Source organism: Streptomyces sp. PKU-EA00015, assembly GCF_013387495.1.
GTDB lineage: Bacteria > Actinomycetota > Actinomycetes > Streptomycetales > Streptomycetaceae > Streptomyces.
This window is the reverse complement of the sequence record NZ_JABZEE010000020.1, coordinates 1-11,188: the sequence shown is the minus strand read 5'-3', so window position 1 is coordinate 11,188 and position 11,188 is coordinate 1. Positions and strand designations below refer to the sequence as shown.

The following is an 11,188-nucleotide window of genomic DNA, read 5'->3' as shown; positions in this document are numbered from 1 at the left end:
AGTCCTGCCGCCCGACCGTCACGCGGCAGGCGATCACTCAGCCGCTGTCGGAGCCGGCGGCGACGCCGACGAGCTCCGCACCTTGCGATTGCTCAGGAGCTGCGTCGGGCCACCAGGCCGGATTCGTAGGCGAAGACCACGAGTTGGGCCCGGTCGCGGGCACGGAGCTTGGTCATGGCCCGGTTGATGTGGGTCTTCGCGGTCAGCGGGCTGATCACCAGACGGCCCGCGATCTCGTCGTTGGACAGACCATGCGCGACCAGAACAACGGCCTCGCGCTCGCGGCTGGTCAGCTCTTCCAGCCCCGTGCCGACGCCGGTGGGCAGCGGCTGGGCGACGTACCGGTTGATCAGCTTGCGGGTGATCGAGGGTGCGAGCAGGGCGTCGCCACGCGCGGCGACGCGTACGGCGTGCAGGAAGTCTTCCGGCATGACGTCCTTGACCAGGAATCCGGCAGCGCCGGCGCGCAGCGCGTCGAAGACGTACTCGTCCAGGCCGTAGTTGGTCAGGATGACGACGTGCACCCCGGCCAGAGCAGGGTCCGCGGCGATGCGCCGGGTCGTCTCGATGCCGTCGACGACCGGCATCCGGATATCGACGAGCGCGACGTCGGGCACGTGCTCTGCGGCGAGCTCCAGGCCCTCGCTGCCGTCGGCGGCCTCGGCGACCACCTCGATGTCGTCCTCGAGATCGAGGAGCGCGCGGAATCCGCTGCGAATGAGTGGCTGGTCATCGACCAGCAGGACACGGATCACGACGCTCCGTCCAGGGGGAGTTCGGCCTGGACGGTGAAGCCGCCCTCGCCGCGTGGTTCCGCCCGCAGCCGGCCGCCGAGGGCGGTGACGCGCTCGCGCATCCCCAGCAGCCCGACGCCGGGCGTCGGCGCGGTGACGGGTGTGGCCTTGCCGTCGTCGTCGATGCGTATCGCGAGGGCGTCCGGACGGTGGTCGATCCGGACCGACGCCGTGCCCGCGTCCGCGTGACGGGCGATGTTGGTCAGCGACTCCTGAACGATCCGGTAGACGGTCCGGCCCACCGCGGCCGGCACGTCGTGCCGATGTCCCGCAATCGTCAGCGTCGCCTCCAGGCCGGCCTTGCTCGCTCGTTCCACCAGTTCCGGGACGTCGTCGAGCCCACGCGGCGGGGTCGTGTCGTCGTCGCGCAGCGCCTCCAGGGTCGCGCGCAGCTCCCGGCTCGCCTCACGACCGGCTTCCTGGATCGCCAGCAGGGCCTCCGGCACCTGTTCGCCCCGCTTGCGGGCCACATGGACGGCGACTTCGGCCTGAACCTTGATGACCGAGATCTGGTGGGTGAGCGAATCGTGCAGCTCTCGCGCGATGTGCAGCCGCTCCTCGTCGGCGCGGCGCCGCGCTGTCTCCTCCCGGGTGCGCTCGGCCTCGTCCGCCCGCCGCTCGGCCTGCCGCAGCGCCTCACCCGCGGCGCCGGCCGCGATCAGCCAGGCCAGCTCCAAGGCGCCTCGGGCCTGCGCGAACGCTTCGCCCGTGTCGTGCAGGCCCGAAGCCAGGGCCGCGAGCGGGAGGAGGGCCAGCATGGCCAGGCTCGCCGCCAACGTGACGGTGCGGTGTCCCGCCCGCACGGCTGCGTACACCGCGCACAGGTACGCGACAGCAGGCACATCGAAACCGACCGCCTGGTACCCCACCGCGCACAGCCCGGCGACGGCCAGGACGGCAACCGGAGCCCGGTGGCGCGCGGCCAGCGCAAGCCCGCCCGCCGTCAGCAGCGCGTACCCGAGCACGTCGAGGTTCGTGGCGGAACGCTGCCCGGACAGCCCGGTGACCAGCAGCGCCACCGCCACGCCGACAGCGATGACCCAGTCTCCGAAACGGGCCCGGACACCGGACTGACCTGCACTCATGCGCGCACCCTAGCGGGCTGCCGCCGCGGGCGAGTCCCCCTCGTGGACGAGCAGCCGACTACCGCACACGCAGTACCTTCGCGCCTCCTGCGACGTCCGTGGCAGCCGGATGCGGCATCGGCGGCAGTGCGAAGTGTCTGCGTCCGCCGGACGACCGGGGTGGGGTCCGGCAGACATGATCGGGCGACACCAGCCGCAGGAAGAGAAGGAGCCCGTTCATGTCTGTTCGTCGTCTGCTCGCCGCCGCCGCGGCCGCCCTGCTCGGCGCCACCGGGCTTGCCGCACCGGCGGCGGCGCACGCCTCGGTCCAGCCGGTCGCCGCCGGCTTCTACGACTTCAGCCTCGGGCGGCTCGGGGCCTCCACGGGAGCGCTGCTGGGGCTGGCCGGCGTGGTCGTCGCCGGACTGGCGCTGGCCCGCCCCACCGGTCGTCTCGGCGCTGCCAACGGATCACTCCGGGCCATGGTGGCCATGGCGGCGGGACTGATCAGCATGGCCCTCGGTGGTCTGGTCGCTGCCACCGCCGACGGTGGTCTGGGCACCGGCAACGGGCTGGGCGGGGCGTACGTGGCCATGCTGGTGGGGCTGATCGCCACGCTCCTCGGCGGGCTGGCTCTGCGCCGCTCCCGCCGCACCGGCTGACCGCAGCGGATGAGAGCGCGGTTGTGGTCGGCCTGAAGACCGATCAGCTGCCAGCGGGCGGGCGCGAGTTAGACCCCTCGTGCAACGGCGGCGTTCTGGCGTGACCTCGTCTCCTGATCTCGCACGATGGCGGGAGCAGGCAAGCACTGAGTTCATGGCCGGCCATCCGGTTCGAGTCGGGCCAGGTGGGCTGACTCCGCTCTAGGAGATCACCCCGCCGGAAGCCTCGATCAGCCAGTACAACGAGCCGGTTCCATACGGCCAGCCGGTGGTGGCGACATCGATCCAGCCGGTGTCCGGCCCGCTACTGGCGGCGTCCCACCACCACCAACTGCGGTCGTCGCCCTCGCCGTCGATGGGGTCGAAGTAGTAGAGCCAGTTCGACAGCCTCCAGGGGCCTTGGGAAGCGGCAACCTTCTCGTCCCAGGTCTTCGCCTGCCACCGCGCCAAGCGAGTGGCGAAATCCAAGGAGGGATCCGGCGATCGTTCAGGTGCGCATGCCTGCACGAACCAAGGAGGCAGCAGCTGTGGCCAGGCTTCCTCAGCAGGCCATGGATCCACGTGCTCGATCACCCGCCCGAGCACGTCACGAGCCCGCTCGATCACCAAGTCCGGTTCGTCGGCCGAGAACTGCACGCGCACCACGAACGCCCGCTCGTCGGGCTCCGGCCCGCTCCGGATCCGCCGGAGTTCGTTCACTGGATTCTCCATGGAGGAGTGTGTCGTATGCGAACTGCCACAGGCGACCGGCTCCGGGGCCCTTGACTCCCGGGCAATGTCGCTGGTCAGCACATGACCGCTTCGCGGTCGACAGAGGTCTGTCCGCAGGCAGCCCATGGGGCCTGACGACCGCGTTGGGCGTGGATTTGTGCGGTCCGAACCCGGATATGCCGTTCACAGCGTGACGGACGGTCGCTGGGAGTTCACTGCGACTGCCTGACCGGCAAGGCGGTACATGCTACGGACCGGGGGCGGCTGCCCCGGCCGTCCCGGCGTGGGTGAGGCGACTGTGGCGCGGGATCGCGAGACCCCGGCACGCACGCCCGCTCGGCCGTCGCTCCACGCCACCGGGGACGACGTGCGGCTTCATCACGCATGTGATGCGCTTGATGGAGTGGACGACCCGAGGTACTACCCCGGCCCGGCCCTTGGCGGGCCTTTCCCCACAGGCGGTCCCCGCGCAGGAGCGGAGACAGGCTGTGACAAGGAGAAGCCATGTCCGACACGACGAAATCGGCACGGCACCTGAGCGGCCTGCGGAACGCTCGCTATGGCGAGGTCCTTCTCATCTCGCCGGCCGAGGACGGCCGTCTCAAGGCAGCCGTCTACAACACCTTCGGTCTCAACGACTGTCCGCCGGAGCGATGGAACGCGCTCGACCCCCGTGCGCTGGCCGAGCAGTTCAACGTGCCGATGGTGTTCCTGAACGGACCTCGCTTCTGGACGATCGACGAGGTCACGGCATTCGCGTGGGGGGACACCGCGATGTTCGACGGCCTGGAGGCTCGCTGTGTGGCCGAAGTCCACATCCCCGTGGAGATCGACCTCACCGGGGCGACGGCCAGGAAGTTCTACGTCGACTCCACGGTGAAACGGGACACCGAGTACGTCCTGGCCGGCGGCAAACCGGTGCACGCGCTGCTCGCCCCGGGCGACCGCACATATGTCCTGCAGGCGTACTCCCACACCGTGGACGACAGCCAGACGTTGGACTCCCTGGCCACGCTCGGCCGGCGCCTGCGACTCCCGCAAGGCTGGCAGTACCGGGTCCACACGCCGGAAGACGACCTTGTCGTGCGGACCGTCGCGGGAGACGCCCACGTCGTGCAGGACGAACTGGAGAACACCTACATGCTCCTCGCCCACTGAGCCGTGGCCCGGCGGCAGGCGCTGCGACTGGGCGGTATGCGTCGTCGAACCAGGCATCGACCAGCGGGATGGTCCCAACGTCCTGACCAAGGAAAGGGCTGACCAGGGTGCTGAACAGCGTTGGATACTCGGCCATGTTGAGGACTGCTGTCGCGGGAGCGCTGCTCGCCGCCGGCCTCGCAGTCACCTCGAGTGGCGGCGACAGTGCCAAGGCTGACACGAACGGCAAGGTCACCGTCGTGTACGACAACGCGGTCAAGCCGAAGGACCGGCAGGCTGTAGCGGTGGTCCGGAAGTCCCGCGTGCTCGAGCAGCTCGCCGAGTGGGTGAACAAGTCGGTCGCCCTCCCGCATGACCTGGAGGTGAAAGTCACCGACAAGGTCCCACCGGGGGTTACGGATGCGGTCACCCAGCCCGACGGCAGGACGATCTTCGTGCCCCCGTCGTTCCTGACCCAGATCGAAGGGGTTCTCAGCGACGTGGTCAAGACCGTCAAGCGTCCCGCCCTGTTCCCCAAGGACAGTTTCAACGCCGATGACTTGACTGCGCTGTCGACCCAGTTCGTCTTCGGCCACGAGATGGGCCATGCTCTGCAGCGTCAGCTTCTGCTTCCGAACCTCGGCCTCGAGGAAGACGCCGCCGACGGGTTCGCGTCGTTCTATACCGTCAACGAGGTGGGGCCGGGTCCGTCGCTGGCAGCCGCAATCCTTTTCGACGAGATCGCCCGCGAGGAGGGCAAGCTGACGCTGGAGGGGCTCTCGAGCGATCACCCTGTCACCCAGCAACGGGTCTTCAACTTCCTTTGCTACCTCGAGGGGAGCGACCCGAAGAGGTTCCACGGACCCCTTGTCGGTGCAGGCTACCTGCCGAAAACCCGCGCCCCGTTGTGTCCGCAGGCATGGGCGATGCTGGACTTCGGCTGGTGGACCCAACTCAAGCCATATTTCAGCGGGGCATTCAAGGATCAGGGCGACAAGACGCAGGAGAAGGCACGCGACCATCTGATCGCGGAGACGAAGGCCTTCGAGAAGCAGCTTGACGAGCTCCGTAGCGCGCAATGAGCATTCAGAGCCATCGGCTCGCATCTCCGGCCATGTAACGGCTCTGAACTCCGGCACCCGGCAGACCTCCAACGGCTCGTCCGGCCGGTCGGCCCAGCTCCACCAAACATGCCGACCGGTGCACTTCCACAGCGACCGACAGGCCCGTCGGTCACCGCCCCGCCGTTGCCAGGCCGATCGATGCTGACAGTAGGGTCTTCCCGGGAACGAACTGTTCGATGGGGGGGCCATGTCGGGACAACTGTTCACGTTGATAGGCGTGCTCGTCGGCGCGGCAGCGTCCTACGCGGGCGGAGCCCTCATGGAAAGATCGCGCTGGCGTCGCCAACTCTCGACGCGATGGGATGAACGTCGCCTGGAGTCCTATCTCCGGTACGCCGACGCGATCAAGAGATTCACCTCCTTGGCAGGGCGCTTAGCGGCAGGCAAAGGGCTGTTCGATGTCCCTCAGCCACTCGCGCAGGAAGCCGGCTTGACGATGTTGGCCGACGCCGAGCTGGAGCGCGGCTACGCGTTCGAGGCTGTCCTCCTCATGGGAGACGCCGAAACCATCTCGGCGGCCAGGGCGCTGCAGCGCCACGCTTGGGTCCTGGAGCAGTTCGCTCGTGACCAGCGCTCGGGAACGCCGGAGGACTGGACGCAGGCCTTCAGGCAGTTTCAGGAGAAGCGTGACGTGTTCTACCTCGCCGCTCGAAAGAGCTTGGGCGTAACCGCAGAGTTTCGACTCCGGACTGAGGACCCGGCCATCCTGGGGGCAGATCCGCGGCAGGTGTAGAGGTCGGTGGACTCTCGATGTCTGAGACAAGCGTGGCCGGCCAGGGCTTGGAGCACTTGTCCGGAAGACGCCGTATGCGGATGGCGGCTGGTTCCCCGTGAGTCCCCGCTCGATCTGGCACGGATCTGGCACGCGGGCCCTCCGCCTTGACACGTTCACGAGCAATGGCAGCACGACTCCGAAGCCATTGCCGTGGTGTCCGACAGCGAACGTCTCACTTTGCATTCGTAGCCGACGGCGTCCACGGATGGCTTCATCGCTGAGAGGGTTCTGCTGCGCGGGTCGCGGTCGGCCCAAGCGGAATCCCACAGGTGCCGTCCCGGGTCTACTCGCGGAGCCGGGCGATGGTGGCAGCCAGTTCGTCGTGCTCGTCCAGGACGGCCTGGTGGAAGGCTACGGCGACGTCGAGGGTGGGCGTCATCGAGGTGAGGCCCGCGACATCGAGTTCGGCGCGTAGGGCGCGGACACGGTCATCGAGCAGGGGGTGCCGGCGTCGCGGATGAGCGAGGCGATGGCGGCGTTGATCGTTGCAAGTCCGGGTACCGAACCGGCCGTCGGGCAGTACCGCAGCCAGCCGCGGTCGGCCAACCTGCCCCGAGGCCTTGCCCCCTGCCCACGTTGGGTCAGCAAAAATACGGCTCTCCAGGAGCTCCTGGAGAGCCGCACCTCAGCACGGCACCCGAATCACACGGCTACGCGCTTCCAGCCAGACTGATTCAGAACGCCATGTCCCAAGGGCCCGCAGGGGCCTTCGCACCTGGCAGCGTAGAAACTGATCATGTCGGGCTCCTCCAGCTCAAGGTTGCACTTCACCGTGGTGTTTGCGCCCTTGGTGTTCTCGCACCATCCGTAACTTCCGCGGTCCGTGGCGTAGTAGCCGCCCGCTCGGTGGCCATCGGCCTTGGTGTCGGTTATGTACACGTCATCACCCGTGGACTGCCAGCACATCTTGGCCCCGGTGGTACTAACGCAGGTCTCCGCAGCGCTTGCCTGCGGAACCAGCACCACCCCAACCAGTGCGATCACTGTGGAACTCATGGCAGCCGCACGCCCGAAAGTACGCCGGATTCCCATATTGCAAACCCCCGTTGGAAGGAAGACCTCATCGACCACCGGAGGCTAGCATGATCCTTTACGGCATCCCGAGCACGTGATCGAACGCCCACCACGCCTCGCTGCCGGCACCTCCATTCCGCCCAGCAGATAGGGGCAGATGCGCCTGCCAGGGTGAGGCCAGAATCACCGCCATGTCGGACACCTTCTGGGACGCCCTCGGTGCCACCGGCGGCACCTTGGCCTTCGGTGGCGTCGTCTTTGCAGGCCTCACGCGCGCATCGCTGGAGGTCAGCCAGCCCATGACCGCCGACGCGATCCGCAGCCGACTCGACTCCCAGGCCCCGGGAGTCACCCTCAAGCCGGCCCAAGGGTGACCAGGGGGAGCACCAGGTCGGTGTAGCGGCTTTGGGCTGGAGCTGCCATGGGGCGAGAGAGCGGGGCCCGTAATGTCCGCGACTCGGGCAGTCTCTGGAGCCTGTACCGCTCCTTCACCCCCGTCGCCGATTCGGCCGGCCTCCGCGTCATCCGGCTGCACGACGCCCGGTACGGCTGCGCCACCCTGCTCACCGCGGCCGAGGTCGCTCCCCGCGTCGTGATGGAGATCCTTGGGCACAGTCAGATCGCCGTCACGATGAACGTCTACACGCACGTCGTCCAGGACACGCAGCGGGAGGCTGTCAGCCACATGGACCGGATGCTCAAGAGGCGGCCCGGCCGTGAGTGAACGTCCCCGTTGATGTCAGATGTGGATGTCAAAGGCCCCCAGCCATGATCGGCTGGGGGCCTTTTCACTGGTGGGCGCGGACGGTTTCGAACCGCCGAACATCTGCTTTGTAAGCCTGGCACTGCACTCGAATGCGTAGTCGCAGGTCACCCTACGCCCGACGGTGTCAGATCTGATCGACGGTGTTGGCGCCGCTCACAGCCTCGACTGACCGTGGTTGACCGCTCGATCTGGCACGGATCTGGCACGGTTGTGCACGCGACCGGTAATAGGCTCGGAACTTGGCCGACGCCTCCGTTGCCGGGTGATCAACCTCCGTAGCGGGTGCGCAGGTGGTCGATGGTCCGAGGCATCAGCCCGATGCCTCGGCCGATGGCATGCAGACGATCAACCACAGCGCAATACGGCAGACGCTACGGGGCCATCGTCGACAACGGCAGGCCAAAGTCGTCTTCATATCGACGGAGACTCTGGTCTTGCGATGCGAGGAGCTCGTCGAGCGTGTCCGTAAGCAACGCTTGTAGAGGCGGGTACTCAGTACACTGGAGACACTCCTCTAGAAATGAGATCCACTGGGCCGAATCTCGCCCATTCTCGCTATTCACGTTTGACCGCAAGGCGATTCTTACGGATCCCACAGTTCGCTGATCCCGACAGGAAAGAATCGCGTCGTGAAGAATACTCCAATCCTCACGCGTTCTCGGTGCTCGCACCGAGAACATACACAGACCCGCATTCCTTTCTACGTCCACCTTTGATTTCGCTAGCATGCGATGCATCCGGGCGAATCCATTGACACGAATACGAGAGTCGCGCGCAGCATTCCCTCCACGAAGGGATGAGTCGTAAGAGTGCATGTGGCTAAAGTCTCTGATCATTACCAGCGCGCCTTCTCGAATTTCACTATCCGATTCGGAAGACAGAGTGTCCAGCAGCCTCTTAAAGGTTGCGGAATTGCTGTGTCTAGGAATCCGGACCACGCCGGAGCTGAGAGATTCGTGGTTGCGTCCAACTACGGCGCAAGCCTTGCGGAAGGTGGAATTCGGTATTTCTCCTGACTCAAGGCATGAACGCACAGCAATAGGGATTAGATCGGCGCTACCTGCGACGCTGGGCGAGTCGAGAAGAGCGGTAAGCATACCCAACCGCATGTGGTGCAGTTCAGAGGTCTTTATCCAATGCGGCATATCCGTGTACAGCCTGATGGCGAGTTCGCTCAATACCGAGGGGACTGGGGAGGCTGTAAGAGCGTGCCTAATGGCTTGTTCAAAAACCGTGCTATCTACTGCGTACTTTTCGGGTCTACTCCTGACTGCGAGCGCCCAAGCATAATCTACGAGGGGGGGGAAAAGTTCCACCGGGATGTCAGGGAGTGTCTGATCCGTCGATAGATTCTCCTGAAGGCTTCGGATGAAGTCGGAAGAGTTCTGAGAACGCTCCAAGGCCGGTGTGCCTAGCAGGCTTTTGAGGAGTGCGTCGCAAAGTCGACGCCATCGGGCAGCTCCCGTCCTGCCTCCCCAATTGATCAGGGCATGCTCGGCGAGTCTCCAATCATCCTCGCCCCCCTTCACGATTGCTGCATGGATGAGGTCAACAACCGGGGAAGCCTCGTAGGGGATACCACCAAACATTGGCACTAGAGACGAAAATTCTGCCGGTAGGTCGCGGAAGAATTTTATGGCCGCACTTGCCGAGCCAGGCGTCACGTGACCTAGGAAGACGTGGCACAGCCATAGCGGGGTGGTGGCAAGTCTCCTATCGAATGGAGAATCCTCGGCTCCCAGGAGCGCGATGCGACCCGCCATTACATCGTCTGAGGCGACGACCTGTTCTTCCGGGACAATCCAACCTGCGGAGCCGGCAGATCGGACAACTGAATGTGCCTGAAGGACAGCCATAGAACGCAAGATCAGAAAGGCGCAGTCTGCTGGCCACGGGAGTTGAATGATGTCGCTCAAGAAGTCGCGTTCTTCTGTTCTCACCCAAGAAAAAGCCCCGCGCCGCACGGCTTCTAGTACTGCTTGAGACACAAATTCATCGGTCATGCCGGCGTGCTTCAAGTCCTGGCATGCCCTCCAGATTGCTTGTAGCCGGAGACGGGAGAGTACGCGGCCAACGGCTGATGTCCCTAGAACAGAAGCAACCTTCCGCACGGTTTCCATCGCTTGCTCGGCACCAGGCCGGAGATCGAAGTAGAGAGCAAGCGCTTCTTCAGTGAGGTCTGCGTTTTCTGCCATTCGCTCAAAGGCGACGATGATATGCCGGTTCCGTGAGTCCAAGCGGTGAAGCGTGCGCAGCAATGGTCCCAGGTATGCTGAGCTCAAGACGGCGATCTTCTTCTCAAGGAGCGGTATTGCAAGATCCCTTTGATCTTCAATCGGAAGGCGCAGCAGAAGATCTTGAACCTGCTGACGCCGGTTCTCGGAAATGTGCCTATCGAAGATCTCAACACCAAGTTCGAGGAGTGCATTCTGCCTCCTCCTGTTGGGGCCGAAGGCGCGGTCAGCTGCAAGTTCCAGGGCTAGGGCGCCACCGCGGTGAACAAATATGTCTGGAACGTCGCGATCAATTCCTCGACACACCTCAATAATATTTGCAGCTTCTCCGGCATAGTTCCTGCCTACACGGCCGACAAAGAAGAGTGCGACATTTCTCCAGTGCGGAAGACGGGCAATCGCCTCGAACCTGCTGTAGCGTTGAGCGGTGTCTGCAGAGGTGTCTGCTAGATGGCACGCGGCGAAAAATTCTTGGATCGACCTTAGTTCAAAGCCAAAAACGTCGGCTGCTGGTTCGACGATAAGAACCAAGCGCTCGCCGGCCTCAGTGGTGATTGCATTCAGTTCCGCTTGACGCTTGCTTGGCGATGAAAATGGGTCATGCCATGTCAGGAACTGGAGCACATGCTTTTCATAGTCTTGCCGAGGGAGTACTGAGGCCATTGCCTCAGCCCGAGTCGTCTTCTCGTGCAATATGTAGCCGACATACTTGTGAAGTCCGAGCAGTAGTTCCTTCTCGGACTGGATAATGTGCCTCCCCTTCGCCATTTCTCGCCTATACATGATGTCCAAATACTCATTGAATAGCGCTTCACGCTGCCGCGGCGGCGTCCCCCCCGACGATATGATCAACAACAGGATCGTAACCTGTAGGGGCGTGTTTGTGAGAAGCCGAATCTGTTCGTCC

The 11,188-nt window shown here is 64.8% G+C and carries 9 protein-coding genes and 1 pseudogene; 6 read left to right on the top strand and 4 right to left on the bottom strand.

What is annotated here, in order from left to right:
• Positions 1-92: 92 nt before the first annotated feature.
• Together HW130_RS14825 and HW130_RS14820 are read right to left on the bottom strand one after the other, a co-directional pair.
• Complete coding sequence (locus tag HW130_RS14825) at positions 93-755, bottom strand: response regulator transcription factor (protein ID WP_177150027.1); 663 nt, start codon at positions 753-755, stop codon at positions 93-95.
• Positions 752-1,879, bottom strand: a complete 1,128-nt coding sequence (locus tag HW130_RS14820; RefSeq protein WP_177150026.1) for a sensor histidine kinase — start codon at positions 1,877-1,879, stop codon at positions 752-754. Before HW130_RS14820 ends, HW130_RS14825 begins: the two co-directional genes overlap by 4 nt.
• A gap of 218 nt (positions 1,880-2,097) precedes the next feature.
• On the opposite strand from HW130_RS14820, the gene HW130_RS14815 reads away from it, so the two are divergent.
• The gene (locus HW130_RS14815; RefSeq protein ID WP_177150025.1) at positions 2,098-2,520 is read left to right on the top strand and encodes a DUF6223 family protein; all 423 of its coding nucleotides are present in this window, start codon (positions 2,098-2,100) and stop codon (positions 2,518-2,520) included.
• Between the two features lie 201 nt (positions 2,521-2,721).
• Here HW130_RS14815 and HW130_RS14810 read toward each other — a convergent pair whose 3' ends face one another.
• A complete protein-coding gene (locus HW130_RS14810; RefSeq protein WP_309140439.1) occupies positions 2,722-3,219 on the bottom strand; it encodes a hypothetical protein in 498 nt (165 codons plus the stop codon).
• A 516-nt stretch (positions 3,220-3,735) separates the two neighbouring features.
• On the opposite strand from HW130_RS14810, the gene HW130_RS14805 reads away from it, so the two are divergent.
• The 5 genes and pseudogenes from HW130_RS14805 to HW130_RS14785 form a co-directional block, all read left to right on the top strand.
• Positions 3,736-4,389: a hypothetical protein gene (locus tag HW130_RS14805; RefSeq protein WP_177150023.1), complete on the top strand. Its 654-nt coding sequence runs from the start codon at positions 3,736-3,738 to the stop codon at positions 4,387-4,389.
• A 107-nt stretch (positions 4,390-4,496) separates the two neighbouring features.
• The gene (locus HW130_RS14800; RefSeq protein WP_309140438.1) at positions 4,497-5,450 is read left to right on the top strand and encodes a DUF4344 domain-containing metallopeptidase; all 954 of its coding nucleotides are present in this window, start codon (positions 4,497-4,499) and stop codon (positions 5,448-5,450) included.
• A gap of 229 nt (positions 5,451-5,679) precedes the next feature.
• Positions 5,680-6,225: a hypothetical protein gene (locus tag HW130_RS14795; RefSeq protein ID WP_177150022.1), complete on the top strand. Its 546-nt coding sequence runs from the start codon at positions 5,680-5,682 to the stop codon at positions 6,223-6,225.
• Between the two features lie 1,247 nt (positions 6,226-7,472).
• Complete coding sequence (locus tag HW130_RS14790; protein WP_177150021.1) at positions 7,473-7,655, top strand: hypothetical protein; 183 nt, start codon at positions 7,473-7,475, stop codon at positions 7,653-7,655.
• A gap of 98 nt (positions 7,656-7,753) precedes the next feature.
• A pseudogene (locus tag HW130_RS14785) lies at positions 7,754-8,005 on the top strand (tyrosine-type recombinase/integrase); the annotation flags it as partial.
• Positions 8,006-8,418: 413 nt separating this feature from the next.
• Here HW130_RS14785 and HW130_RS14780 read toward each other — a convergent pair.
• Positions 8,419-11,133 carry a hypothetical protein gene (locus HW130_RS14780; RefSeq protein ID WP_177150020.1) on the bottom strand — a complete coding sequence of 905 codons (2,715 nt, stop codon included), beginning with the start codon at positions 11,131-11,133 and terminating at the stop codon, positions 8,419-8,421.
• Positions 11,134-11,188: the final 55 nt, after the last annotated feature.